22 protein-coding genes and 1 pseudogene are annotated in these 26,068 nt (G+C 70.8%); 14 read left to right on the forward strand and 9 right to left on the reverse strand.

Features of this window, described 5'->3' with window-relative positions:
• The first annotated feature begins 185 nt into the window (after nt 1-185).
• From AB0A95_RS20490 to AB0A95_RS20510, 5 genes are all read left to right on the forward strand, one after another.
• Nucleotides 186-1,142 (forward strand): LLM class flavin-dependent oxidoreductase, encoded by a 957-nt coding sequence (locus tag AB0A95_RS20490; protein ID WP_357557347.1) that lies wholly within the window; start codon nt 186-188, stop codon nt 1,140-1,142.
• 208 nt (nt 1,143-1,350) lie between these two features.
• On the forward strand, nt 1,351-2,400 hold the full coding sequence (locus AB0A95_RS20495; RefSeq protein ID WP_357557348.1) for a radical SAM protein: 1,050 nt from the start codon (nt 1,351-1,353) through the stop codon (nt 2,398-2,400).
• Nucleotides 2,400-2,867: a methylaspartate mutase subunit S gene (glmS, locus tag AB0A95_RS20500; protein ID WP_357557349.1), complete on the forward strand. Its 468-nt coding sequence runs from the start codon at nt 2,400-2,402 to the stop codon at nt 2,865-2,867. The genes AB0A95_RS20495 and glmS overlap by 1 nt, the downstream gene beginning before the upstream one ends.
• Nucleotides 2,854-4,293 (forward strand): hypothetical protein, encoded by a 1,440-nt coding sequence (locus AB0A95_RS20505; protein WP_357557350.1) that lies wholly within the window; start codon nt 2,854-2,856, stop codon nt 4,291-4,293. The genes glmS and AB0A95_RS20505 overlap by 14 nt, the downstream gene beginning before the upstream one ends.
• On the forward strand, nt 4,290-5,540 hold the full coding sequence (locus AB0A95_RS20510) for a glutamate mutase L (protein ID WP_357557351.1): 1,251 nt from the start codon (nt 4,290-4,292) through the stop codon (nt 5,538-5,540). The genes AB0A95_RS20505 and AB0A95_RS20510 overlap by 4 nt, the downstream gene beginning before the upstream one ends.
• A gap of 6 nt (nt 5,541-5,546) precedes the next feature.
• Here the strand turns inward: AB0A95_RS20510 and AB0A95_RS20515 are convergent, their stop codons facing one another.
• Entirely contained in the window at nt 5,547-6,845 is a 1,299-nt protein-coding gene (locus AB0A95_RS20515; protein WP_357557352.1) for an ATP-grasp domain-containing protein, read from the reverse strand.
• A 222-nt stretch (nt 6,846-7,067) separates the two neighbouring features.
• On the opposite strand from AB0A95_RS20515, the gene AB0A95_RS20520 reads away from it, so the two are divergent.
• A complete protein-coding gene (locus tag AB0A95_RS20520; protein ID WP_357557353.1) occupies nt 7,068-8,366 on the forward strand; it encodes an MFS transporter in 1,299 nt (432 codons plus the stop codon).
• Nucleotides 8,367-8,416: 50 nt separating this feature from the next.
• Complete coding sequence (locus AB0A95_RS20525) at nt 8,417-9,604, forward strand: ATP-grasp domain-containing protein (RefSeq protein ID WP_357557354.1); 1,188 nt, start codon at nt 8,417-8,419, stop codon at nt 9,602-9,604.
• On the opposite strand, the gene AB0A95_RS20530 is transcribed toward AB0A95_RS20525, so the two are convergent.
• Both AB0A95_RS20530 and AB0A95_RS20535 read right to left on the reverse strand, forming a co-directional pair.
• Complete coding sequence (locus AB0A95_RS20530) at nt 9,494-11,164, reverse strand: AMP-binding protein (protein WP_357557355.1); 1,671 nt, start codon at nt 11,162-11,164, stop codon at nt 9,494-9,496. The genes AB0A95_RS20525 and AB0A95_RS20530 overlap by 111 nt on opposite strands.
• Before the next feature lie 70 nt (nt 11,165-11,234).
• Nucleotides 11,235-12,395, reverse strand: a complete 1,161-nt coding sequence (locus tag AB0A95_RS20535) for a GNAT family N-acetyltransferase (protein WP_357557356.1) — start codon at nt 12,393-12,395, stop codon at nt 11,235-11,237.
• A gap of 387 nt (nt 12,396-12,782) precedes the next feature.
• Between AB0A95_RS20535 and AB0A95_RS20540 the strand changes: the two genes are divergently transcribed.
• Entirely contained in the window at nt 12,783-13,313 is a 531-nt protein-coding gene (locus tag AB0A95_RS20540) for a PepSY domain-containing protein (protein WP_357557357.1), read from the forward strand.
• Nucleotides 13,314-13,398: 85 nt separating this feature from the next.
• Here AB0A95_RS20540 and AB0A95_RS20545 read toward each other — a convergent pair whose 3' ends face one another.
• Nucleotides 13,399-15,291, reverse strand: coding sequence for an ABC transporter ATP-binding protein (locus AB0A95_RS20545; RefSeq protein ID WP_357557358.1), 1,893 nt, complete (start codon nt 15,289-15,291; stop codon nt 13,399-13,401).
• 535 nt (nt 15,292-15,826) lie between these two features.
• Here AB0A95_RS20545 and AB0A95_RS20550 point away from each other — a divergent pair.
• Nucleotides 15,827-16,258 carry a cold shock domain-containing protein gene (locus AB0A95_RS20550; RefSeq protein WP_357557382.1) on the forward strand — a complete coding sequence of 144 codons (432 nt, stop codon included), beginning with the start codon at nt 15,827-15,829 and terminating at the stop codon, nt 16,256-16,258.
• 131 nt (nt 16,259-16,389) lie between these two features.
• Nucleotides 16,390-16,650: a hypothetical protein gene (locus AB0A95_RS20555; RefSeq protein ID WP_357557383.1), complete on the forward strand. Its 261-nt coding sequence runs from the start codon at nt 16,390-16,392 to the stop codon at nt 16,648-16,650.
• On the opposite strand, the pseudogene AB0A95_RS20560 reads toward AB0A95_RS20555, so the two are convergent.
• The 4 genes and pseudogenes from AB0A95_RS20560 to AB0A95_RS20575 form a co-directional block, all read right to left on the reverse strand.
• A pseudogene (locus AB0A95_RS20560) lies at nt 16,597-16,728 on the reverse strand (MMPL family transporter); the annotation flags it as partial. The gene AB0A95_RS20555 and the pseudogene AB0A95_RS20560 overlap by 54 nt on opposite strands.
• Before the next feature lie 83 nt (nt 16,729-16,811).
• Nucleotides 16,812-17,558: an MBL fold metallo-hydrolase gene (locus AB0A95_RS20565; protein WP_357557359.1), complete on the reverse strand. Its 747-nt coding sequence runs from the start codon at nt 17,556-17,558 to the stop codon at nt 16,812-16,814.
• A 91-nt stretch (nt 17,559-17,649) separates the two neighbouring features.
• Nucleotides 17,650-18,864 carry a chitosanase gene (locus AB0A95_RS20570; protein ID WP_357557360.1) on the reverse strand — a complete coding sequence of 405 codons (1,215 nt, stop codon included), beginning with the start codon at nt 18,862-18,864 and terminating at the stop codon, nt 17,650-17,652.
• Between the two features lie 145 nt (nt 18,865-19,009).
• Nucleotides 19,010-20,008 carry a LysR family transcriptional regulator gene (locus AB0A95_RS20575; protein WP_357557361.1) on the reverse strand — a complete coding sequence of 333 codons (999 nt, stop codon included), beginning with the start codon at nt 20,006-20,008 and terminating at the stop codon, nt 19,010-19,012.
• 71 nt (nt 20,009-20,079) lie between these two features.
• Here AB0A95_RS20575 and AB0A95_RS20580 point away from each other — a divergent pair, with 71 nt between their 5' ends.
• Nucleotides 20,080-20,958: a dihydrodipicolinate synthase family protein gene (locus AB0A95_RS20580; RefSeq protein ID WP_357557362.1), complete on the forward strand. Its 879-nt coding sequence runs from the start codon at nt 20,080-20,082 to the stop codon at nt 20,956-20,958.
• A gap of 33 nt (nt 20,959-20,991) precedes the next feature.
• On the opposite strand, the gene AB0A95_RS20585 is transcribed toward AB0A95_RS20580, so the two are convergent.
• Nucleotides 20,992-22,617 carry a glycoside hydrolase family 43 protein gene (locus AB0A95_RS20585; RefSeq protein ID WP_357557363.1) on the reverse strand — a complete coding sequence of 542 codons (1,626 nt, stop codon included), beginning with the start codon at nt 22,615-22,617 and terminating at the stop codon, nt 20,992-20,994.
• Nucleotides 22,618-22,865: 248 nt separating this feature from the next.
• On the opposite strand from AB0A95_RS20585, the gene AB0A95_RS20590 reads away from it, so the two are divergent.
• Genes AB0A95_RS20590 through AB0A95_RS20600 form a run of 3 tightly spaced genes read left to right on the forward strand, consistent with a single transcriptional unit; the run spans nt 22,866 to nt 26,045 of the window.
• The gene (locus tag AB0A95_RS20590) at nt 22,866-24,161 is read left to right on the forward strand and encodes an extracellular solute-binding protein (protein WP_357557364.1); all 1,296 of its coding nucleotides are present in this window, start codon (nt 22,866-22,868) and stop codon (nt 24,159-24,161) included.
• A gap of 52 nt (nt 24,162-24,213) precedes the next feature.
• The gene (locus AB0A95_RS20595) at nt 24,214-25,212 is read left to right on the forward strand and encodes a sugar ABC transporter permease (RefSeq protein ID WP_357557365.1); all 999 of its coding nucleotides are present in this window, start codon (nt 24,214-24,216) and stop codon (nt 25,210-25,212) included.
• A complete protein-coding gene (locus AB0A95_RS20600) occupies nt 25,209-26,045 on the forward strand; it encodes a carbohydrate ABC transporter permease (RefSeq protein WP_357557366.1) in 837 nt (278 codons plus the stop codon). The genes AB0A95_RS20595 and AB0A95_RS20600 overlap by 4 nt, the downstream gene beginning before the upstream one ends.
• Nucleotides 26,046-26,068: the final 23 nt, after the last annotated feature.

The raw sequence follows: 26,068 nt of genomic DNA on the forward strand, positions 1-26,068 counted from the left end.
GTCGTGGCTCGCCGGGTCGGGCAAACTCGGCAACGTGGCGCAGAGTGTCGGCGTCATTGCGTCTGGTGGATCGTGGCCCCTTGCCGTTGCTCGTCCGGCGGCGGCCAGCTGCCGTCTCCGCGCCAGGCGGGTGTGTTCCGTGTCCGTCCGCGATGGACGGTCCTCAGCACGGGAAAGGTTGCCGAGTGGCTGACTGGCCGACGTCGCTGAGCTTCATCGTCCCGCCTCACTCCGAGAGCTTCGGCATCGGGCGGAAGCTGACGACCCAGTCCTACCTGGACCGTCTTGTCGCGTACGCGCGCGCCGCCGAACAGGCCGGCGTGGTCGGCGCCTTCGTCTACGACTTCCCGGCGGCGATGGATCCCTGGCTCGTCGCCTTCGACCTCCTGGCCTGCTCACCGACGCTCCAGCCGGTCGTGGCGGTCCGGCCCCACCAGGAGAGCGCGGAGTCGGTGGCACGGCGGGTGGCCGACCTGGAGTACCGCTTCGAGCGGCCGACGCACGTCAACATCGTGGCCGGGGCGACCCGCACGTCGCGGGCCGCCGACACCGACAAGGTCGCGGCCCGGCGCCGGCTCGCGGAGTTCGCCGGCGAGCTCCGCGCCTGCCTGGATCGCGGGCGGTACGCCGTCGGGGAGTGCGCCCCGCTGTTGGTGACGCCCTCGTCGTCGACCCCCGGGGTGGTGCCGGCCGACTGTGTGCTGATGATGGCCCGGCCGCGGGCCACCCTGGCCGAGGACATCGCCCGGGTCCGCGCGGAGCAGGGCGTCGACCGGGTCGCCATGCTCGTCGGTCTCGTGGTGCGCAAGACCGACGAACAGGCCTGGGCGGCCGCCGCGCGGTTGTACGCGCCGGATCGGCGCCAGGAGGTGGCCGGCAAAATGTTCATGTCGCAGGTGGTCTCCAGCGAGCACACCGCGAGCTACGCGCTCGCCGAGGCGCGGGAGATCCACGACGAGCGGCTGTGGTATGGCGCGCCGATGCGCGGGATCGACGCGCCGAAGCTGGTCGGGTCGGTGGCCGGGGTATCCGACTGGTTGCGGTCGTGTCGCGACATCGGCGTCACCGACATCATTATCGACCTACCTCCGGATCCCGCGGAATTCGGGCATGTCGGCGATGTCTTCATCGCGGGATCGTGAGCTGGCGGCGCCCGGGTTGTCGATTCCGTTTCGTCCGACGGGATCCCGACAGGAAATTGCCCGATCCGAACCGATGGGAGTTTGTTTCTGACCGGTGGAGTGGGGGACGACATCGTCCCGCACGTTGCGACCGGGACCGCACCGATGCGCAACTGTCCGTCCCGGCGGCGACTCGCCGCCGTGGATATCTCGCTGCAGGGGAGCGAAAATGACCTTCAAATCTCTGGAAATGAGTCGCGTCGGCAGTGGTGCCCTGCGCGCTATCGAGATCGGTGTGACATCGCGGTGCAACTTCCGCTGCGACTACTGCGGCGCCTACGACCTGCTGGAGCGGAAGATCCTCTCCGTCGAGGACGTGGCGAACGTCATCGACACGCTGCCCGACCTCCAGCGCGTCAAGCTCTCCGGTGGTGAGGTGCTGCTGGAGTTCGACATCTGCGAGGGCATCGTCCAGTACTGCACCAGCAAGGGCATCGAGACGCAGATCAACTCCAACGGCACGGTGCTCAACGAGGAGAAGTTCCAGCGCCTCGAGGCGGCCGGTCTGAGCGTGCTGCACTTCTCGCTCAACCACACCGACGCGGCCAGCCACTCCGCCTTCTACGGCGTCACGGAGAAGATGTTCGGCAAGATCGTCACGGCGATTGGCAGGTCCGTCGCCTCGTCCTCGATCGACACCGTCGTCGAGACCATCCTGTTCGACGAGACCGAGCGCCGGATGTCCGAGGTGCACCGCTTCGCGGCGGAGTTGGGCGTCCGGAAGCACGAGGTCCAGATGGAGATTCCGAGCGTCCACCAGGGGTACGCGAACACCCTCGACGCCGACCGCATCTGCACCGCGATCGCCGACCTCGTCGAGCACCGTGACCCCCGCACCACCCTCTTCTTCAGCTGTCTGTCCGCCTACCTGCGGCCGGGCAGTGACGGGTGGAAGCGGCTGCAACCGCTGCTCCGCGACCCCGGGGTGATCTACGCCAGCTGCATCGAGGGCAAGGCACAGCTCCACCTGCACTCCAACGGCGACGTCATGATCTGCGAGCTGGGCAACCCCGACGTGATCGGCAACGTCTTCCAGACCGACATGCTGACCATGTACGACGAGAGCCCGAAGCTCAAGGCGTTCGTGCAGAAGAAGCACGAGGACGAGACCTTCTCCTGCTTCCGGCACTTCGACAAGCCGGGGCAGAAGGCCGCCAACCCGGGTGGGGTCGCGCTGCTCGGGATGCCGACGCTCGCCGTCAAGCCCGCGTCGGAGTAGTGGACACGTCACCGGGGTCGGCTGCCGGTCCGGACGTCCTGCACGACGCGTCCGGGCCGGGCGTCGTGCTCGGCGTCGTCGGCCACGACATCCACGTCGTGGCCAACCGCATCCTGGCCATCGGGCTGGCCGAGGAGGGCTTCCGCCCGTACAACCTCGGCACCAGCAACGACATCGTCGACTTCTCCGACGCGGCGTGGGAGACCGGGGCCCGCGCCGTGCTGGTCGCCTCGGTCAACGGTGAGGGCGAGGCCGCCTGCGCGGGAATCGGCGCCCACTTCACCGCCGTCGGGCTCGGTGACGTCCTCCTGTACGCCGGCGGCAACCTCGTGGTGGGTGACCGCTCCTCCGCGGAGGTGGAACGGCTCTTCACCGGCTTCGGGTTCCACCGGGTGTTCCACCGGCCGCCGAGCTTCCGTCCGGTGTTCGACGCGTTGAAACGGGATCTGGTCGATGCGCGGAGCTGACCGCACCTGCGACGATGGTGGGATGTCCGGCGCGGACGACTCCTGCCTGGGTGACCTCGACGACGAGCGGGCGCAGGTCATTCGGGCCGCCGGCTCGACCGACCTCGACCTCTCGACCGCCGGTCTGTATCTGGACTCCCTGCCCCGCAGCCGCTTCGCGTCGGTGGCCTACCAGCGGGACCATGGCCGACCGTACATCCAACCCCGGGGTGGCTTTCCGGGCTGGGCCCAGCAGCGCGCGTTGACAGTGGCGCTGCACCGCGCCGGCGCGGACTTCATCCCCCTGACCATCGACAGCCACACCCGTCACAACGACTACGCCACCGCCGGCAAGTTGCTTGAGGCCGGCAACGCCGAGCGCCGCGACCTGTTGAACGGGTACCCGCTGGTCAGTCACGGCTTCGCCCGCACCCGGGAGCTGTACGAGGGCGTCGACGTCCCGGTGAGCCTGCGGCACGGCACCCCCGACGCCCGCCTGCTCACCGAGGTCGCCCTGGCCTCCGGCATCACCGAGATCGAAGGCGGTGGGCTGTGCTACACGCTGCCGTACGCCAAGAGTTATCCGATCGACAGGGCCCTGATGCACTGGCAGTACGTGGACCGTCTCTGCGCCCTGGTCGGGCCGGCGGACGCGCCGATCCACAGGGAGTCCTTCGGCCCACTGACGGCGACCCTGGTGCCGCCGGTGACGACCGTCGTCATCCAGCTCTGTGAGTTGCTCCTCGCCGCCGAACAGGGCGTCCGCTCGTTCGCGGTCAGCTTCGGCCAGACCGGCAGCTTCGAACAGGACGTCGCCATCGCCCGGGTGCTGCGTCGGCAGGCCGCCCGGCTGCTGGCCCACTTCGGTCACCGGGACGTGCGGATCGGCCTCGTGTACCACCAGTGGATGGGTGCCTTTCCCACCGAGCCAACCCTGGCCTGGCAGCTCATCGCCGTCTCGGCCGCGTTGAGTCGGCTCGTCGGGGCCGACAAGGTGGTGGTCAAGACGCCGGAGGAGGCGATCGGCGTCCCCCGGATCGAGAGCAACGCCGATGCGGTCCGCGCCGTCCGCTATGTGCTCGACATGTTCCCGGACGCCGCTCCGCTGTCCAGTGAGGTCATCGACGAGGAGGACGACCTGATCGACGGGGAGGTCACCGAGGTGATGGAGCACGTGCTCCACCAGGCGACCGGTTCCCTGCTCGCGGCGGTTCACCGGTGCGTCGTCTCCGGGGTCGTCGACGTGCCCTTCGCGCCGCACGAGCAGAACGCCGGGCGCCTGCTCACCGACCGCGGCCCGGGGCGGAGGATCCGCATCCTGTCACCCGGCGCCGTGCCACTGTCCCCGGCCCACCTCCGGCGGGAGCGCGAGCTGCTGGGCGCACGCCCCGACGAGCGGAGCATGCTCTGGGAACGCCTGCTCCGCGACGTACGGATCCTGGCGTGACGCCGGCCGGCACCCTGCTCGTCGACGTGGGCAGCACAGTGCTGAAGGTGTGCACCCGGTGGGGGGCCGACCGGTTCTCAGCTGTGGAGCGGGTCCCTCGACTTGCGGGCATCAGCCCGGGCGACCAGGTCTGCGAGCTGGTGGCCCGGCGGCGGTCGAGCGGGGTGACCGCCGTGCGGGTGTGCAGCTCGGCCAAGGGGGGAGTCCCCGTCGGCGTACTCGGACTTTCCGGCCGGCACAGCGTGGCGGCGGCGGCCCGGGCCACTGTGGCGGCGGGCGGCAACGTCCGTTACGAACGCGTGCTGACCGACCCGTCCGGCCCGCCCGCCCCGGCGGTGGACGTCCTTGTCCTGACCGGTGGGGTCGACGGGGCGGATCACCACCGGCTGCGCGGGGCGCTGGCCGGTGCGCGACTCGCTGACCACCCGCACGAGATCCTCGTCTGGGCCGGAGCGGACGCCCCCGAGGTGACCGCCCTGCTTCCACCGCACCGCACGGCCACCAATATCCTCGACCGCCATCTCCGACCGCGCCCGGCCGGCCTCACCGAGCTGATCCGGGACATCTACACGAGTGACCTCGTCGGTCGCAAGGGCCTGGCCGCGCCGGCCGCCATCACCGAGGCCCCGATCTGGCCGACCCCGGCGGTCGTCGGGTTGGCGGCGGAGCGGATGAGCCGACGGCGTCTCCTCCTCCCCGGCACGGCCACACCGTTCGTCCTGCTCGATGTGGGGGGCGCGACCACCGACGCGTTCGTCTGCGCGGAACTGCGGCGCGGGCACCCGGTGCGGGTCACCGGGCCGGACAGCTCCGTCGTCCGGCACGTCTTCACCGACCTGGGTGTCGTCGCCTCCGCGCCCGCCCTACTGGGCCGACTCGCCGCCGACCCTGGCCTGTTCGACCTGGTCCGGGCGGTGGCACCGGAGCGGTCCCGCGGCCTCCACCACGACCTGTGCAGCGGTGACGTCGCCGCGCTCACGCCGCCGGTGGGCTTTCTGTGCTGTGTGTTCCTGGCCCTGCGTCGGCTCGCCGCCGCCGACGGCCCGCACCTCGTCGACCTCGGTCGGGCGGCCAGCGTCGTCGTCACCGGCGGGGCCCGGTCCGGTGCCTCGACGGCCCAGATCCGCCGGGTCGTCGACGCCGTCGCCGGCCGGTCGGACGCCCCGCGAACCGTGGCCGTCGACAACGACTACCTGCTGTGGGCGTACGGCATCCAGGACGTGCCGGCCTGGCACCCGGTGCGGTAGGCGCCCTCAGGCGTCGGCGGCCTCGTCCGCCACCTCGAAGATCTGCGCGGCCAACTGGTCGGCGATGTCCAGGTGGGCGCGGGGTGGCACCGAGTCGGCGGTCGCCTCCGGCCAGAAGCACTCGACGTAGCCCTCTCGGGTCAGGTAGTTCGCCGAGACAGGGGCGGAGATGTGCCCGGGCGTGGCGAAGACCTCGTAACTCGACACCGCCGGATGCACCGTCGTTGGCGCGGCGACCCGGGTCACCCGCCCCGGGGACGCCTTCAGGGTGGCGATGGCCGCGACCCCGGCGGCCGACCCGGGCAGCACCGGCTCGTCGAGCTGGTCCAGATAGGAGCGCACGTGCAGCTCGTAGGGTGAGATCCCGAGCGCGCGTTCGACGAGGTCGAGGATGCCGTCACCGGCGGTGCGGGCGCCCACCTCGATGATCTGCGGATCCCGGCCGTCCTCCAACCGGATCTCGACGTGAGCGAGGCCGCGGTCGAGGCCGATCGCCGCACACGAGGCGAGCGCCAGCTCGCGTACGTCGGCGCGGTCCGAGTGGCGGCTCGGCACCCGATGCCCGATCTCGGCGAAGTAGGGCTCGGCCCCGAGCGACTTGTCGACGACGGCGAGCACCGCTCGGCGGTCGCGGTGATTGAGCACCTCGACCGAGACCTCGTCGGTGAGGGAGCAGAACTCCTCCACCTGGATCGACCGGTTCTTGACGGTGAACGTCGCGGCCGTCTGGTCGATGATCGTCCGGACGTACTCGTACGCCTCGGCCGCGTCGGTGACCGCCCGGATCAGCCGGACCCCGAGGCTGCCGCCGAACGCGGAGGGCTTGATGACGCAGGGGAGGCCGAACCGGGCGATCGCCTCGTGGACGTCTGCCACGTCGTCCACCTGCTGGTAGCGCGGAGTCGGGAGGCCCGCGGCCAGGAGCCGGTCCTTCATCAGGTTCTTGTTGATGGAGGAGGTGACGACCGCGTCCCGGCTGAGGTACGGCACGCCGTAGTGCTCGGCGACCGTGAGGCCGGCGACGAGCACGCCGTCGATGAACGGCACCACGGCGGCCGGGACGGCGCCGGTCTCCTTCTCGAGGCCGCGTACCGCCTCCAGCGCTCCCGCCGGATCGCTGCTGACACCGCGGATCACGTGGTCGAAGAACTTGCCGGCCCGGGTGGCCGCGGTCGGCGCCATCGTGACGAGCGGCCCCGGGAAGCTGCGGACGGCCGCCACGATCGCGCGCTCCCGCAACGCCATTGTGGCGCCGAGCACCAGGAGATAACGAGAATTGGCGCGCAGTGCCGAAGCGTTGCTCACCAGTGCAGGCTAACAGCGGCGTTGGTCGATCGGCGACCCCGACACGCCCGGTACGGGTGCGGTCGCGTCCGGTGCCGCGGCGGGACCGTCTCGGGGCCAACTGTGATAGAAACATTGCCGAAGGCCTATCCGCCCGACTCCTGGGGGAGGATCCTGCGCATGGCCGACGACGGGTCGCCAGAGGCCCCTGGTCCCGACCCGTCCCACGGCACGACCGGTTCGGTGGCGACCGAGACCGCCCCGCCGGCAGGCGACAGGTCGGCGGCCTCCGCCGGGGTACGCGGCGCGTTCGTCCGCCTCGCCCTCGGTTGGCTGCCGGAGGGGACACCGGTGCGGCGCATGCTCGTCGTGTCCTTCATCGACTCCCTGGGCACCGGCATGTTCCTCACCGGGTCGGCGCTCTTCTTCACCCGGGAGATCGGGCTCACCGCCGCACAGGTCGGCCTGGGCCTCTCCCTGGCCGCCGTCACCGGTTTCCTCTGCTCGGTCCCCGTCGGCCGGCTGTCGGACCGGTTCGGCGCCCTGCCGGTCCTGGTGGCCCTCCAGTTCTGGCGGGCCACCTGGTTCTTCGCGTACCCGTTCGTGGACGGCCTGCCCTGGTTCCTCGTGGTGTGCTGCCTCGCCGGCGCCGGCGAGTGGGCGGCCGGGCCGGTCGTGCAGAGCCTGCTGGGCTCACTCGTCGCCCCGGCCGAGCGGGTGCGGACCATGTCGGCCGTGATGCTGGTCCGCAACATCGGCTTCGTGCTCGGCGCGGCCTCCGCCACGCTCGCCATCGCGCTGGGCGGCGGCGACGTCTACCGGGCGCTGGTCCTCCTCGACGCCGTGTCCTTCCTCGTCTCCGGCGTCCTGCTGCTGCGGCTGCGGGGCCTGTCGGCCGCCGGCCGGTCGCGGACGGCCGAGCAGGACCAGGAGCAGACCGAGCTGCGCAGCCGGCCGAGCCTCCGATATCTCCTGCTGGCTCTCCTCAACGGCGTGCTCTACCTTCACGCAGTCGTTCTCAGCGTCGGCCTGCCGCTCTGGATCACGCTGCGGACGGACGCACCTGTGGAGCTGGTGGGCGCTGTCGTCGTGCTCAACACCGTCCTGGCGATCTCGCTACAGATGCGGCTGAGCCGGGGCGTGGACGGCCTGCGTCCCGCCGCGGCCCGTCAGGTGCGCGCCGGGCTCGTCCTGGCGGTGTGCTGCGGGCTGGTGTCGCTGAGCGGGTCGACGGTGCCCGCCGTGGCGGCGGCCCTCATCCTGACGGCGACGGTGGCCCTGACCGTGGGCGAGATCTACCAGTCCGTCGGCGCCTGGGGCGTCTCCTACGAGTACGCGCCCGACGCCAGCCGCGGCTACCACCTCTCCCTCTACAGCCTCGGCTCCACCGGGGCGATGATCGTGGGTCCGGCACTGCTGACCTCGGTCGTCCTGCCCGCCGGGGTGCTCGGCTGGCTGGGCCTCGGGGCGGTGCTCGCGGTTGCGGGGGCACTCGTACCGGTCGTCGTACGGTTTCCTCGCCCACCGGCGCCGCAGGGGTGACCGGGCGGGCCGAAGGGCGTTTCCGACAGGAACTGGGCGCAGGAGGACAGGTGGGGGAACTACTGCTGGTCGGTGTCGGCCTGATGGGCCGGCCCTACCTGGCCGCAGCGCGCCGGCTCGGGCTGCGCGTGCACGTCGTCGAGACGGCCGCCGGCGCGGCCGCGCTGCCGGACCAACCCGATCACCACACGCTGACCAGCGGCGGCAGCGACGAGGCCTGGGCCGAGGCGGCCACCGCCGCGGCCGTTGCGCGCAGGCCCGACGGAGTCGTCGCCTTCACCGAGCCGCAGGTGCTCGCGGCCGCCCTCGTCGCCGACACCTTCTCGCTGCCCGGCCCGTCACTGGGCGCGGCGGTGCTGTCGCGCAACAAGGCGCTGCAACGGGGCCGGTTCGCCGCCGCCGGCATCCGGCAGCCCGAGTACCTGATCGCGACCGACCTCGACGCCGCGGCGGAGTGGGCGGGCGCGCGCTTCCCCGTGGTGGTGAAGGCGTTGTCGTCGGCGGGCAGCGTCGGCGTCGAACTGGTGGCGGACGAGCAGGAATGGGCCGCCGTGGTCCGTCGCCGCGCCGGTGAGACACCGCTGCTCGTGGAACGGGCGGTCGAGGGGCCGGAGTACAGCTGGGAGGCGCTTGTCGACGAGGGCGCCGTCTGGTTCTCCAGCGTCACGGCCAAGGAGACGACCGGCCCTCCGTACTTCGTCGAGACCGGCCACCGTACGGCCGCGCCGGTCGACGGCGCGACGCGCGCTGCCATCGACGACTTCGGCCGGTCCGTCCTGGCCGCGCTCGGCATGGTCAGCGGCATCGCGCATCTGGAGTTCCGGCTGGCCGATGCCGGAGCCACACTGATGGAGGTCGCCGTCCGGATGCCGGGCGACTATCTGATGGACCTGCTCGGCCTGACGTACGGCATCGACTGGTATGAAATGGTCGTCCGGTTGGCGATGTCGATGCCGCTGCCGAAGCAGCCGCCGCAGTGGGTGGCCCACGCCGCAGCGCTCTTCCCCCTGGCGGAGCCCGGTGTCATCACCGCTGTGGAAGGGCTGGACGGGGTGCGGGCCCACCCGGCGGTCGAGCGGGCCGGCGTGTTGGCGCAGGTGGGTGACGTCCTCGACCCGGTGGTGTCGTCACAGCAGCGGCGTGCCTACGTCCTCCTCTCGGCCGCCGACCCGACGGTGTTGGACGACGGGCTCGACCTGGCCCGCCGAAGTTTCGTCATTCGGACGCGCTCGGCCTGACCGGCGCGTCGGAGTTCCGACGTCCGGACCGTCGAGCAGCGAGTCGCGTACCCGCTGCCTGTCGATCTTGCCCTGGTTGCCGGTGGCCGGCAGAGACGGGCGCGGCACCAGCCGGTGCGGCACCATGTGGCTGGGTAGCTGGTCGCCCAGGAAGCGTCGGAACTCCGCCGGGTCGACCGGAGCACTGACGGTGTAGACCAGGGCGATGTCCTCGCCGATCTCGACGTTCGGCACGCCGACCGCCACGCACGCGTCGATGCCGGGAAACCGGGCGGCGATCTCCTCGACCTCGGTCGGGCTGACCCGGAACCCCGAGGTCTTGATCATCGCGTCCCGCCGGCCCTGGAAGTAGAGGTAGCCCTCCTCGTCCCGGGTGACAATGTCGCCGCTGAACACCACAGTCTCGCCCGGGTACTCCGGAAGCGTCCGGAACCGCTTCGCGGTCTCCTCCGGCGCCCCCCAGTAGCCCTTGGCGATGCAGCCGCCCCGGTGGACAAGCTCGCCGGCCTCGTTCGGGCCGACCTCGCGGCCCCGCTCGTCGAGGACGAGGATCTCCACGTCCGGAATCGCCCGACCGATCGACGTGGGTCGGCGGGCCAGTTGCTCCGGCTCCAGGTAGGTCGAGCGGAACGCCTCGGTCAGCCCGTACATGAGGAAGATCTCCGCCGCCGGGAACGCCCGGGTGAGGTTCTCGACCATGCGGCGGGAGACCGCCCCGCCGGACGACGAGACGTAGCGGACGGCGGACAGGTCACCGGTCGGCCATTGGCGGAGCAGCCGTGGGTCGAACATCCGGGTGACGATGACCGGCATGACCGGCAGGACGGTGATGCGTTCGGCGGCCAGGAGACGGAACAGGTTGGCGGGGAACACCAGCTCGTGCAGGTGGAGCTGGGCGCCGGTGTACAGGGCCTGCCAGAGCTGGTTCAGCCCGTAGTCGAAGTTCAGGGACAGCACGCTGCCGATCCGGTCGTCGCGGCGGGTGCCGAGGTACCGGGCGGTGATCCGGGCACCGTCGCAGAGGTTGCGATGGGTCACCATGATGCCCTTGGGTCGGCCGGTCGAGCCGGACGAGTAGATGACCCCGGCCAGGTCGCCGCCGATGGCGCGTTGCGGCACCGCATCACCAGCCGGGGTCGTCGGGTCACCGGGACCGGCGCAGATGTCGCGGGCGAGCAGCAGCGGCAGCGCGGGGACGGAGGTGCGCAGCTCGTCGGCGCGTACGGTGTCGGTTATGGCAGTCCGCATACCGGAGTCGCGGACGATGTGCCGGATGTTGTCGCCCCTGAGGGTGGGGAGGATGGGAACGATCACCGCGTCGGCCGTCAGCACGGCGAGGATCGCCACCGCCTGGTCGACCGACTTCGCCATGCAGACACCCACCCGGTCGCCCCGCCGGACGCCGTGACCCACCAGGACGGCGGCGGTGGCGAGCGCGGCGTCCCGCAACTCGACGAAGGACAGCGACCGCGTGCCGTCACTCACCGCGAGGTCGTCGCCGAACGTCTCGGCCGCGTCGTGCAACAGGGCGTGGATCGTGAACAGGTGCCGGACGGTCATCGCGTTCGATCACACCTTCCTCGTCGTTCGTCACTGTCTCGCGAAATCGGCCGAGGAACCGGCCGTCGGATCAGCAGAAGCGCTCCCACTCCGCGCTGCCGACGGCCGCCGCGACCGCCGGTGACCGCTCGGCCAGGTCGGCCCGCAGGGCCGCGTTGTGGGCTCGGATCTCGTCGCGGTGATCGTCGAGCACGCTGGTCGAGGAGAGGTCCAGCAGCCACAGCGGACGCAGTTCCGCGCCCCGCAACGCCTTTCCGTCGGGGGTCGCGATGCCGGCGTGCAGCCAGCGCACCCCGGGGAGCTGGGCGGGAAGGTGGTAGGCCAGGTTGAAGTACTCGGCTGCCCCGCGCAGCCGCTCGTAGTCGAAGCCCACCGCCCGCAGATAGATCGTGTCGCCGTCGCGGTAGTAGAGGCAGCAGCCGACCGGGGGACCGTCGTCGTAGGCGCAGAGCAGGACCTCGGCCCGGGACCCGGCCAACTCGCCCTGGCTACGGAATCCGTCGTAGTAGATGGATGGGTCGCCGGCCCGGCCGTAGCGCCGCTCGGTGTGGATGGCCAGCCGCGCCACGTCCGCCCAGGCCTCCGCGAGGGTACGCCGGGTCACCCGGTACCCCGCCTGTTCGAACTTTCGGACCTCGCTGCGGACACGGCGGATCCGGTGCCGGGAGCCCAGCGACTCCAGCCACTCGTCCCACCCGCCCGGCGGGATGCCGATCCAGGCGTCGGCGGCCAGCAGGACCGGTTCCGCCGTCACTCCCGCCTCCCGGAAGGCGATCACGTCCGGCGTGGTCAGGTGCACGGCGACCTGCGCGGACTCCGTGGCGGGCGGCACCGGTGGCAGTGCCGAGCGGACCGCCTCCAGGATCCGCCCGGCGGCCGACCCCGCGTCGGTGCCCGGCGAGGTCAACAGGTTGGCCAGGTAGCCGCGGCGCTGTCCGACGTAGATGCCGTGCTCTGGCGGACTCGGCAGGCCGTGAGCCGCGAGGATCGTCGCCCAGCGGCAGTTGGGGTGCGGATCCGCGCCCACCGCGATCACCGGTACGGCCGCGCGCCCGCCGTCGGGCAACGTGACGTGCACGCCGCCGGAGGCGCCGCCGCCCTCCAGCGCGCAGAGCCGCAGCCAGAACGCCGACGAGTAGAAGCGGTTGCCGGCCATCTCGTCCCACTGCTTGTCGGTCAGGCCGCCGAGCGGGTCGCTGAAGTAGTCGGTGCCGTCGTCGTGCTGGCCCATGCTCCGCCTTCCGTCGGGTCCGTGAGAACCGTGCTCCGCCCTGGAGAACGGCCGTCGCGCCATCGATCCCGGTGCGTCCCGACGACCAATCCTATGCATGGATGCCGCTCCGTCTCGACCTGTGGTGGCCGCGCTCGTCAGCGTCGGCGGCTCGTCACCGCGGCTCCCGCGCTGCTGGCCCGGCACGACCGGAGGCCGAACCGCCGCCGGGAGCCGGCCCGCCGCGCTGATCCGACCAGCCCGGGTCGAGGGCTCGGCCGCACCGTCGACACCACCGCCGGCTTAACCCGGCCTTAGCATTCGGACAGCGCGCTGCTATCCCCGTTCAGCGGATCCTCAGAGTCGACACAGGCCCTAGTTGACATCCGAGGAAAGGTGGACACCACGATGAAGCGCACCAACCTGCTTCTGGCGACGGTCGGCGGGTCGGCGGTGCTGGCGGTGGCCGGGGTCGCGCTCGGCGTCGACGCGGCGAACGACAGGCGCATGAGCGGCACGGCACTCGCCGCGGCCACCGTCGCGCCGACGGCCACGGCCGCGCCGGAGGGCAGCGCCGCTCCGGCGACAAGCAGCGGTACGCCGTCGGCCGGCACCGGATCGGGTACGCCGTCGGGCGGTACGCCGTCCACCGGCACCGCTCCGGCGGGCAGCGCTGTCGACGAGAAGCGGGCTGGCGAGATCGCGCTCGCCAAGGCCGGAAGCGGCCAGATCGTCGAGGTCGAGGCCGAGCAGGAGAACGGCCGGCCGGTGTGGAGCGTCGAGATCGTCGCGGGTGACACCGAGCACGAGGTGGACGTCGACCGGGACAACGGCTCGGTGGTCAAGGCCGAACAGGAGCCGGTCGACGGCGACGACAACGACGCCGATGACAACGACGCCGCCGACGACGACGACAAGGACGACAACGACAGCGACTGACCGTCCGCTGCCGCCGCCCGCCCTCGGGGATCCCCCAGGGCGGGCGGCGGTCCGCGTCGTGGATCGGGCGCCCGGCGAGGCGGCCTCAGCTGGCGACGCGTTGCTCCTGGACCGTCGGCTGGTCCTGGGCGAACTGGGTGCGGTACAACTCCTGATACCGGCCACCGGCGGCGAGCAGGTCGCCGTGTCGCCCACGCTCGACGATCCGGCCGTCTTCGACGACGAGGATCTGGTCAGCCGCACGGATGGTGGAGAGCCGGTGCGCGATGACCACACTCGTCCGGCCGGTCAGGGCCTCGGCGAGGGCCTCCTGAACCGCGGCCTCGGAGGTGGAGTCGAGATGCGCGGTGGCCTCGTCGAGGATGACCACGCGCGGACGGGCCAGCAGCAGCCGCGCGATGGTGAGCCGTTGCCGTTCCCCGCCCGACAGCCGGTAGCCGCGTTCACCGACGACCGTGTCGAGCCCATCGGGAAGTGAGCGGATCAGGTCGTCCAGGCGGGCCCGCCGGAGCACCTCCCACATCTGGTCCTCTGTGGCGTCCGGCTGAGCGAACGCCAGGTTGGCGCGGATGCTCTCGTGGAAGAGATGCCCGTCCTGGGTGACCACGCCCAGCGCCGTCCGGATCGACTCGGCCGACAGGTCGCGTACGTCGACGTCGGCGAGCGTCACCGCGCCGTCCTCGACGTCGTACAGGCGGGGGACGAGTTGTGCGATCGTCGACTTGCCCGCCCCGGAGGAGCCGACGAGGGCGACCATCTGCCCCGCCTCGGCGCGGAACGACACCCCGTGCAGCACCTCCTCGCCGCCGCGGGCATCGAGTTTCACCACGTCCTCCAAGGAGGCGAGTGACACCTTGTCCGCCGAGGGATAGCCGAAGCGCACCCTGTCGAACTCCACAGCGACCGGCCCGTCAGGAAGCGAACGCGCGTCGGGCCGGTCACGGATCAGCGGCTTGAGGTCGAGGACCTCGAACACCCGCTCGAAGCTCACCAGCGCGCTCATCACCTCCACCCGGGCGCTGGCCAGCGAGGTCAACGGCGCGTAGAGGCGCGACAGCAGCAGAGCGAGGGCGACCACCGTCCCGGCGTCGAGGCTGCCCCGCAGGGCGTAGAGACCACCCAGCCCGTAGACCAGGGCCAGCGCCAGCGAGCCGACGACGGTGAGCGCGGTGATGAAGACCCACTGGAGCATTGCGGCACGGATGCCGATGTCCCGCACTCGACGCGCCCGTGCCGCGAACTCGGCCGACTCCTCGGCCGGCCGCCCGTACAGCTTGACCAGGGTCGCGCCGGGCGCGGAGAAACGTTCGGTCATCCGGGTGCTCATTGCCGCGTTGTGCTCGGCCGCCTCACGCTGCAACTGGGCGAGTTTCGAACCCATCCGACGCGCCGGGAGGACGAAGATGGGTAGCAGCACGAGCACCAGCACCGTGATCTGCCACGAGAAGCTGAGCATCACCGCCAGCGTCAGCGCCAGGGTGACAGTGTTGCCGACAACCCCGGACAGGGTGTCGCTGAAGGCCCGCTGCGCGCCGATCACGTCGTTGTTCAGGCGGCTGACCAGCGCACCGGTACGCGTCCGGGTGAAGAACGCCACAGGCATGCGTTGGACGTGGTCGAAGACGGCCGTCCGTAGTTGGACGATGAGCCCCTCACCGATGCTGGCGGACAGGAACCGCGTCACCAGCCCCAGGCCGGCTTCGGCCAGGGCGATCACGGCGATCAGCACCGCCAACCGGATCACGAGGCCGCTGTCGGCGCCGTCGACGATCGCCTCCACCACCCGCCCGGCGAGGACCGGTGCCGCCACCGTGAGGACCCCCGTCACCACAGCCAACAGCAGGAACCTGATGATCAGGGCCCGGTGCGGCCGTGCGAACCCCACGATGCGCCTCAGGGTGACACGGGACAGCTGTCGTTTCTCCTGCGCGTTCATCGCGTGGTGCAGAGACGTCCACGCGGTAAATTCCATGCTCATGCCCTACCTCCGATATTGGAGGCTAGGACCTCACCCGAGCTTGAGGTCAAGTCACCGCGCTGGGCGTTACAGCTCGGCGCGGATCTGGCCGAACACACCATGCGGGGCATCCGTCTCGGCAGACCACCAAGGGTCCTCCGTGTACGCGCCGTCGCCGGACGGCTTGGACGACACCGAGCCTTTCTCGACCGTGGCCAAGCCGAACAGTGCGGCTCGGGAGCTGCGCTGACCTTCGGGTGTGCTTCGCACCACGACCGGAGCGGCGGCTCTCGGCTGGTCGTGCCTATGTTCGTCGGTGGTAGTGGTTGCGGCGGGGGATCTGGTTGGGGTCGAGCCAGGCGGGTGGGATGAATTCGGGGTGGCCGTCGCCTGCCAGGCGCACGGTCCAGTCGGTGTGGTGCCGGTGCCGGTGCCGGTGCCGCTGCCGATCGCCCCGCTGCCGGTGGACTGGCCGTCGCCGCATCGGGCAGCGGAATCCGCTACCGTTGGCGGGCAGTGTGTGGACAGTGTTGAGTTGGTGGAGTGGGTGGTGTCTGTGTGGGCGGCAGGTAAGATCATCAGGTTCGACGAGACGCGTGGTTACGGCTTCATCGCGCCGTCGAAGGGCGGGGAGGACATTTTCGTCCACGCCAACGACTTCGGTGAGCTGCGGCATCTCGTGCATCCCGGCATGCGTGTCGAGTACGAGGTGGAGGCCGGCGACCGTGGTCTGAAGGTGGCGTCCCTGCGGGTCGTCGATCCGGTCGGGGTCCTCCGCCCGGAACGGGTTCCGGACGCCGCGCCGACGCGCACCGGCCAGACCGGTGACGACGACGGGATGTGTGACGTCCTGTCGCCGCGCGAGTTCACCTACGAGGTGACCGAGTTGCTGATCGGGCGGGTGCCGACGCTGACCGCGGCCCAGGTCTCCTCGATCCGGCAGGCTCTGGTCGACCACGCCAGATCGCACGGCTGGGTCGAGAGCTGAGGCGCTGGTCCTGACCGTCGCTGGTGCCGTCGTCATCGGCGTTCGGGCGCGAACGGCACCCGCAGCGCCATGCCCCGACGGGTCACGCGGTCGTCGCGCGCCACGGCCCGGAGGCGGTCCGGCTGCGCAATGTGGCCGACGAGGCGGGGCTGGCGGTCGGATCGGTCCGGCACTACTTCACCGACCACGAAGAGTTGATGATCTTCGCTGTGCAGGAGTTGGGCCGCCGCGTCGGCGAGTGGGCCTGGGCGCACGCCGAGCGTCTGCTCGGTGACTGCGGGTCGCCTGGACTCGCTGGCCGCCGCGGAGCGCATCGCGGGGTGGGGATCCGCGCGCGGGGGCCACCAGAACCGGCGGCCCAAGAGCACCGTCAGCGTCGGCACCAGCAGTGACGACACCAGCAGTGCGGAGATCAGGACGCCGGCGGCGACCGCGATGCCCAGCCGGGCGAGCAGGTGGATTTGACCCATCGCACCGCCGAGGTGAGCTCGGTGCCGGGCGAGGGCACCACCTTCACCGTACGCATCCCGCAGGACGAGCAGGGGCCCTGACCCTAGGCGCTCCTGCGCAGGTATGCCTCGGCCAACTGGCGAAGGCGTGTCCGGTCGAAGCTGGGCCCGTGGCCGGGATGCACGACGGACACGTCGAGGTCGGCGAGGAACTCCATGCTTCGTCGGTAGGCGGCCACGTCGGAGTTCGGCAGGTCGTCGATCAGATAGCCTTCGTAGACGACGTCGCCGGAATACAGGGCCCCGCTGACCTCCTCCAACAGGGCGATGCTGCCCGGTGTGTGGCCGGGAAGGTGCAGCACGGTCAGTGCCCGCCCGCCCAGGTCGACACGGTCGCCGTCGTCGAGCACGCGGTGCAGGGTGACGGGTTCGACGCGGTAGGTGGCCGGGTCGTAGTCGGGGCCGGGCAACCTGTCGAGCATCAGCTTCGGGACGGCTTGTCCCGCCGCGTCGATGCCGAGTTTGTCGTAGAGCTCCGCGCCGTACAGGCTCGCCGGTACGCCCGCAGCCAGGAGTTCCGCTTCGGCGGGATGGGCGGCCCGGCCCGTGAACTCGGCGGCGCCACCGACATGGTCCAGGTGCGCGTGGGTGAGCAGGACCATCGGATCACGCTCGAACATGGCCGGGATCGCCTCCCGCAGGGCGACGACACCGAGCCCGGCGTCGACCACGATGTCCCGATCGTCGCCGCGTAACCACCAGAGGTTCGCCGACAGGAGCTCGTTGACGTGCGGTTCCGAGATCCTGCTGACGTCGGTCTCCACTTCGGTCCGTGAGAACCAGTCAGTCATGGCGGCCAGTGTGCCAGCGCGCGACGACGGTGGCGGGCCCGGACAACGATGTGTGCCGGCCACCCGCCACCGTCCCAGCCGTGCTGGCTGGTTAGCCGATGCGGAACTGTTCGCCGTAGACGGCGAACACCAGCGGCGTGTTCAGGGCGAAGTTGCCGTTGTTGAGGAACACCCGCTGGGCGGTGTCGACGCGGGACGTGTCCGAGTGGGCCTCCTCCTTCTTCATCTCGATGACCCGCTCGTCGAGGAACGCGTTGAGCCAGGTCCGCTCGTCGCCGCCCTGCGCCGGCGGCTTCGCGCGGGCGAGGGCGCGGTTGCGGATCTGGCGCATGCCCTCGTACCCGTGCATGACCGCCGCGTCGTAGTAGGCGAACTGACCGAGCGCCCGCACCTGGTCGTTCTTGCCGTCGCGTACCGATGGGTTGAAGTAGACCCGGTCCCGCTCGGCCTCCTGCGCGGCGCGGAACACCGAGTCGGTGGCCGCGGCCCGCCAGTCGCGGGGGAAGTTGGGGTCCAGACCCGCGTGCGAGGAGGTGCCGTTGACGGCGCGCAGCGCCGGCAGGTACCCGGCCAGCACGTTGCCCGGCTTGGTGCGGGTGTACGTCTCGACCAGTTCGAGCATGTCACCTGTGCCGGAGCAGAAACCGATGATGCCGGCGGTGTAGCCGCGACCGTCGCCGATGTCCTCGATGTAGGAGAACTGCGCACGCCAGTCGAGCGAGGAGTTCTCCGCGGCCGAGACGAGCTGCATGGCGACGTCCTTCTTCGCCGCGTCGTCGAGGTTGGTGCCGGCCGGGACGGTGGCGGTCGGCGTCGGGCTGGGTGTGCCCCCGCCGGGCAGCGTCCACCGTTGGTTGGTGGTGCCCCCGCAGGTCCAGATCTGCAACCGGGCGCCGTTGGCGGTGCTCCGGTCGGTCACGTCGAGGCACTTGCCCGAGGCGGTGTTGACCAGGGCGCCGTTGCTGGCCGTCCACTTCTGCGCGCCGGTGTTGTTGCAGTCGTACAGCTGGACCTTGGCGCCGTTGGCCGTCGACGCGGCGGTGACGTCCAGGCACTTGCCGAGCGCGCGGATCGAGTTGTCGGTGTTGCCGACAGTCCACGTCTGGGCCGCGCTGCCGTTGCAGTCGTAGAGCTGCACCGGTGTGCCGTTCGCCGGATCGGCCCCGGCGACGTCGACGCACCTGCCGCCGAGGCCGGTGATCGGGCCGGCGGTCGCGGCGCTGGCCGACGGCAGGCCGTAGCCGACCGCGGCGACGCCGGTCAGCAGTGTGCCCATGACGTAGGCGGCTGTTCTCTTGCGCACCATGGTGTTCCTCGGGGAAGGGGCGGCGTGCCGCCGGCCGGTCGGTGCCCGGCGTGGCGATCGGCCCCGGCGGGCACCGCGAGCATCAGGAAACATTATTAACAAATTGTGGTGCGTCGATCAACGGTCAATCGCGGAAGACGGGGGATCAACCGAGGAAGGCGGTGGTGGCGCTGCGGAGTGCGGCGACGCACGCGACGACCGCGGGGTGGCCGCCCGCGCCCCGGCGGTAGGCGACACGGGTGCGGCGGCGCATGGCCAGCGGCAGGAGCCGGACCTGCGGCGAGGGCTGCGCGACGGCGAGCTGCGGAATGAGGGCGACGCCCTGGCCGGCGGCGACAAGCGCGAGCATGGCGGCGAAGTCGTCGGCGTGGTGCCGCACCGCCGGAGCGAAGCCCGCCATCTGGCAGGCGTGCAGCGCCACCGAGTGGCAGAGCGTGCCGGGGCTGGCGACGATCCACTGCGCGTCGCGTGCCCCGCTGATCGGGTCGGACCTGGTGCGCTCGGCGGCGGTGCGCTCGGCGGCGGTGCGCTCGGCGGCGGTGCGCTCGGCCGCGGTGCGCTCGGCGGCGGTGCGCTCGGCGGCGGTGCGCTCGGCCGCGGTGTGCTCGGGGTTGCGGGGCACGGCGAGGAAGACGGTCTCCTCCAGCAGCGGGATCGAGTCCAGCGCCGGGTCGGGTGGGACCGGCGCGATGTCGTAGTCGTGCAGCAGCGCGACGTCGAGCCGTCGACTCCGCAGGGCGGTCGGCATGCCGACCGGGTCCAGCTCGGTGATCATGAGGTCGAGCGCCGGATGGTCGCGGGCCAGGCTGACCAGGGCCGCGGGGAGCAGGGTGCGTACGGCGCTGGGGAAGGCGCCGATGCGTACGCTTCCCCGCAGACCGGTCCGGGCGGCCGCCAGGCTCGCGTCGGCGGCTTCCAACGCGGCGAGGATGACCTCGGTGTGCCGTACGAGCGCCTCGGCGGTCGACGTGAGACCGACCCGCCGGCCGGTGCGCTCCAGCAACCGGGTGCCCGCCTCCCGCTGGAGGGCGGCCAGTTGCTGCGAGACGGCAGACGGCGTGTAGGAGTGCGCCTGGGCGACCGCGGCGATGGTGCCGAGGCGCGCCAGATCCCGCAGCAGGATCAGCCGACGGACGTCAAGCATCAGATCAGCTTACGGATCGGTTGAGCAATCGGAACTAGACCTTCCTGGTTGCTCGGCCGAGAGTGGGAGGCATGACTCTGACCGGCCTGTACGTTCCGCTGATCACGCCGTTCGATCTGGCGGGGCGCGTCGCCGTCGACGCGCTGACGGCCCTCGCGACAGAAGCACTGGACGCCGGCGCGGCCGGCCTGGTCGCTCTCGGCACGACGGGGGAGCCGGCCGCACTCAGCGAGGAGGAGCGCGGCGCGGTGCTCGACGTCCTGGCCGCGGTCTGCCGTGCGCGCCGCGCGCATCTGCTGGTCGGTGCCAACAGCGTCGAGGCGTTGCGTGCCCTGTCCGACCGACCGGAGGTGACGGCGGCGCTCTGCCTGGTGCCCCCGTTCCTGCGGCCCGGCGCCGCCGGAGTGCTCGCCTACTTCACCCACCTCGCCCAGGCCAGCCCGGTGCCGCTCGTCGTCTATCACGTCCCGTACCGCACCGGGCAGCACCTCCGCGCCAGCGATCTTCGGCAGCTCGCCGGCGTGCCCGGCGTCATCGGCACCAAGTACGCCACCGGAGGGATCGACGGGGACACCGTCGACTTTCTCGCCGACATCCGCCCCGGCTTCGCCGTGCTCGGTGGCGAGGACCCGCTCATCTCCCCGCTGCTCGCCCTCGGCGCGCACGGCGCCATCGCGGCCTCGGCCCAGGTCGCCGCCACGGACTTCGTCCGGTTGGTCGCGCACTGGCACGCGGACGACGTCGTCAGTGGGCGGTCGCTCGGCCATCGGCTCGCGGGACTGTCGGCGGCGCTGTTCGCCGAGCCCAACCCGACGGTGATCAAGTCGGTCCTCCACGCGCGGGGTCGCATCCCGACGGCCGCCGTACGACTGCCGTTGCTGCCCGCCGGTCCGGACGCCGCGCGGCGGGCACTCCGACACCTGGACGAGCTGACGAGCGCGCCGAGGTGACCGGACGGCACCCGCCGGGTGGCGTCCACATGGTCAGTGCTCTCGATAGGTGGCTCGGTCGAAGTCGGCGTACACCCCGTCGCCACCCAGATCCTGCACCCACAGGCCGACGAACGCCCCGGTGAAGCCCCACGCCGCCGGCTCCCCGTCGATGATCAGCGCGGCGTGCTCGTCGGACAGGATCGTCGCGTCCAGGTCGGCCGGCAGCCGCTGCCAACCCGCGCCCAGGTCGTACTCGAAGCGCACCACCGGCCCGTCGAACACCGCCCGCAGACCCACCCGCGCGACCCCGCTGGCATCGACGGTCAGCTCGGGGTACGGGGTGCGCCGCCCGTTGTCGGAACTGAGCAGCTCCAGCACCGTCCGCCCGTCGTCGGCGCGGGTCAGGTAGAGGTGGTGCCAGTTGAGGGTGTTGTAGTACGCGGTGATCCCGGCGAGCTGACGGTGGTCAACCGGGTCGAACTCCACAACGGTCTCCAGGGAGCAGTGCGTCGCCTCGACGCGTCGCGCCACCAGGCTGGGGGCCTGTCGACCGACAGGTGACTGCCCGCCGTGCACGCGTAGGTGCGACGGCCGGGACCGCAGGTCGATCCAGTCGTCGGTGGCCGGCCGGCGCAGCGTCGACCAGCAGAGACCCAGCTCGGGGGCGTCGAAGTGGTCGGTGTCCGGCTCCGCCGGCCACGGGTGCGGTGGCAGGTCCGGTGCGACGACCTCGTCGGCCGGCACCCCTCCGGGGATGCGGGGCCAGCCATTCGACGGCCACTCGACCCGCTGGATCGCGGTCTCCCGGCCCAGCACGCAACTGCCCAGCGGTGAGTAGGGGCGACCCACCAGGTGGGCCAAATACCACTCGCCGCCCTGGGTGCGGACCAGGCTGCCGTGCCCGGCCTTCTGCAACCGCAGGTCGGGCCGGCCGACGGAGCTGAGCAGCGGGCCGTCCGGCTCGACCTCGTACGGCCCGAACAGCTCCCGGGACCGCGCGACGGTGACCTGGTGCTCCCAACTGGTGCCGCCCTCGGCGGTGATCAGCCAGTACCAACCGTCGTGGCGGTACAGGTGCGGACCCTCGGTGACCCCGACCGGGGTGCCGGTGAACAGGATGCGCGGTCGGCCGACCAGACGGCGCGCGGCCCGGTCGTACTGTTGGATCTCGATGCCGCCGAAACGGTCCCGGCCGGGTCGCCAGTCCGCGCTCATGCTCAGCAGCCAGGTGGTGCCGTCGTCGTCGTGGAACAGGGCGGCGTCGAACCCGCGCCCGTGCAGCTTCACCGGATCCGACCAGGGGCCGGCGATGTCCTCGGCGGTGACCAGAAAGTTCTGTGGATCCCAGTAGCCGCTGGCGAAGCTGGCCACGTCGCTGTAGACGAGGTGGAACTGGCCGTCGTGGTACGTCAGGTCGGGCGCCCACACGCCGTTGGAGTCGCCGCAGCCACGCAGGTCGAGCAGGCGGCGGTCGGTGATGATCCCACCCAGCGTGCGCCAGTTCACGAGATCACGCGAATGGTGCACACGCACGCCCGGATACCACTCGAAGGTCGAGGTGGCCAGGTAGTAGTCGTCGTCGACGCGCAGGATCGACGGATCCGGATGGAAGCCGGCGAGGACGGGATTGCGGATCGACCGGGCAGCGGTCACCACATCAGCGATGTCGGTCGACACGAGAGCTCCTCTGGGGGACTGTCTGGAACTTCCGGAAACTTGCGGTCCAGGATCACTGGAAGTCCTGACTACGCTAGCCGGTCTTTTCGCAATAGGACAGAGGTCTTGACCGTCGCGGCAACAGCTCGTAGCGTGCCGGCCATCGACCGGTAATACCGGCGAAGCATTGAAAGTTCCGGAGATCCATGTTCCCCCTGCCGGCTCGACCGGCGTCCGAGCACCCCCGTGAGTCCCCGAAGGGATGGATCATGACAGTGCACCTTTCCCGCCGAACGCTGCTCGGCCTCGCCGGTGCCGGCGCCGGCGCATACTTGTTGAGCGCTTGTAGCGGTGACGACAAGTCCAGCGACCCGAACGCGCCCCAGACCATCAACTGGTGGCACATCCAGAACACCGAACCGATGCTCCCGGTCTGGGCGGCGCTGGCCAACGAGTACAAGACCGCGCACTCGAACGTCACCATCGACATCCAGCCGCTGGAGAACGAGGCGTTCAAGGCCAAGCTCACCACCGCCACCCAGGCCGGCGACCCGCCGGACCTCTTCCAGTCCTGGGGCGGTGGCGTGCTCAAGCAGCAGGTGGACGCCGGTCTGGTCAAGGACCTCACCGACGACGTGAAGGATCTGGTCGGCGGCATCCTGCCCGCCGCCATGCAGCCCTACACGATCGACGGCAAGATCTACGGCATCCCGTTCGACATCGGCATGGTCGGGTTCTGGTACAACAAGGACCTCTTCACTCGCGCGGGCATCACCGAGGCTCCCGCCACCTGGGCCGCCCTGCTCGACGCCGTCCGCAAGCTCAAGGCCGCCGGCATCACTCCGGTCGCCCTGGCTGGCAAGGACAAGTGGCCGGCCCACTTCTACTGGTCCTACCTCGCCATGCGCATCGGCGGCGTGAGCGCGTTGCAGAAGGCCGTCGACGACAAGAACTTCGACACCCCCGATCTCGCCGCCGCCGGCGAGCGGCTCAAGGAGCTCGTCGACCTGCAACCCTTCCAGAAGGGGTTCCTGGGCGCCGAGTTCGGCTCGCCCGACGGGCAGGCCGCCACGATGGGCAACGGCGGCGCGGGCATGGAGCTGATGGGGCAGTGGGCACCGGCCGTGGAGGCGTCCAGCTCCACGAGCAAGAAGGGCCTCGGCGACAAGCTCGGCTTCTTCCCGTTCCCGGCCGTGGACGGCGGCAAGGGTACCGCGACCGAGGTCTTCGGTGGCGGCAACGGCTTCGCCGTCGGCAAGGACGCGCCGGCCGCCACCATCGACTTCCTGAAGTTCCTGCTCAGCGTCGACAACCAGAAGCGGTCCGCGCAGACCGGAGCGGTGCTGCCCACGGTGAAGGACGCCACTTCGGCGATCAGCGACGCCAACAACAAGGTCGTCGCGGAGACCCTGGCCAAGAACACCGGCTTCCAGCTCTACCTCGACCAGGCGTACGCGCCCGCACTCGGGCAGCAGATCAACGACAGCGTCGCCGAGATCATCGCCGGCAAGAAGTCGCCGGCGGCGATCCTCAAGGACATCACGCAGGTGGCGAAGACCGTCTGATCGTGATCCAGCACCCATCCGTAGCCGGCCGTAGAACCCGAGTGGAGCAGGCATGACCAGGCCATCGACCGTGTCGGACACGAGGCGCGGCGACACGGCGACCGATCCGCCGGCACCGGGGCCGGGCACCGCGCGTCAGCGCGGCCGCCAGCCCCGGCCGGGCCGGGGTGGCGTCCTCGCCCTGTTCCTGGCGCCTGCCCTGGCGCTGTTCGTGCTACTCGTCCTCGCCCCCATCGTGGTGGCTGGCTACGCCAGCCTCTACAAGTGGAACGGCTTCGGGCTGCCGGAGAACTTCATCGGGCTGGACAACTACACCCGCGCCTTCGGCGACCCCACCTTCCGCGGCGACCTGTGGCGCGGTCTCGTGCTCGTGGTGCTGTCCCTGGTCGTGCAGTTGCCGGCCGCGCTGGCCCTGGCCATGCTCCTCAACCAGCCGCTTCGCGGCCGGGCCCTCTACCGGCTGATCTTCTTCGCCCCGTACGTGCTGTCCGAGGTCACCACGGCAGTCCTGTTCACCCTGGTCTTCTCACCCAACCGAGGGCTGGGCGAGGGGGTCTCCCGGTGGCTGGGCGCCGACGCGGGTGCGGTCTTCGCCGACCCGGACACCGTGCTGTTCGCCGTCTTCCTGGTGGTGTCCTGGAAGTACTTCGGCCTCTACATGATGCTCTTCCTGGCGGCCCGGCAGGGGATCCCCAAGGAGCTGTCCGAGGCCGCGGTCACCGACGGTGCCACCGCCTGGCAGGCGTTCCGACACGTCACCCTGCCCCTGCTCGGCCCGACGATCCGGATCAGTGTGTTCCTGTCCGTCATCGGCACCATCCAACTGTTCGACATGGTCTGGGTCCTCACCGGCGGCGGTCCGATCCACACCTCGGAGACGCTGGCGGTCACGATGTACCAGTACGGCTTCCGCCGCTTCGAGGTCGGCTACGCGAGCGCCATCAGCATCGTCATGTTCCTGTTGAGCCTCGTCTTCGCCCTGTTCTACCAGCGCGTCGTGCTGCGTCGGGACACCGCGGGCGCGATCACCAACCAGGGAGGCCAGCGATGACCGCCAGGACCAGCAGCGCCCAGCGGACCCGCAGCCTCGTGCTGCACCTGATCTGCGTGGCCGTCGGCGCGCTGATCGTCGTGCCGGTCTGGTTCGGGGTGCTCGGCGGCTTCAAGGACAACGGTCAACTGTCCACCAACCCGCTGGGCTGGCCCGACCCCTGGGTGCCGAACTACCTCGACATCCTGAGCAACGGCGTGTTCTGGCGGCAGCTCGGCAACAGTGTGCTGATCGCCGTCACCAGCACCGTCATCGTCGTCGGCGCGGCGGCGATGGCGGCGTTCGTCTTCGCGCGCTACGCGTTCCGGGGCCGCGAGTTCCTGGTGACCCTCTTCGCGATCGGTCTGATGTTCCCGTTCGCGGTGGCCATCCTGCCGCTGTTCGTCCTGCTGCGCGCCATGGGTCTGCTGGACAACCCGCTCGGCGTCATCCTGCCGCAGGCCGCCTTCGGGCTGCCGATCACCATCATCATCCTGCGCCAGTTCTTCCGTACCATCCCGGCCGAGGTGGAGGAGGCCGCCGTCCTGGACGGTTGCAGTTCCTTCGGGTTCTTCTGGCGGGTGCTGCTGCCGATGGCCCGTCCCGCCCTGGCCACCGTCTCGGTGCTGGCGATCGTGACCAGCTGGAACAACTTCATGCTGCCGCTCGTCGTCTTCAGCGACCAGAGCTGGTGGACGCTCCCCGTCGGGGTCCAGGCCTTCCAGGGCCAGTACGCCGACGACACCGCACGGGTGCTCGCCTACGTCGTGCTGTCCATGATCCCGGCTCTCGGCTTCTACGCCGTGGCCGAACGACAGCTCATCGGCGGCCTGACCGGCAGCGTCAAGGGGTGACACCGCACCACCGCGAGCAGACC

The sequence above is a fragment of the Micromonospora sp. NPDC049230 genome, from assembly GCF_040647875.1.
In the GTDB taxonomy this organism is placed as follows: domain Bacteria; phylum Actinomycetota; class Actinomycetes; order Mycobacteriales; family Micromonosporaceae; genus Micromonospora.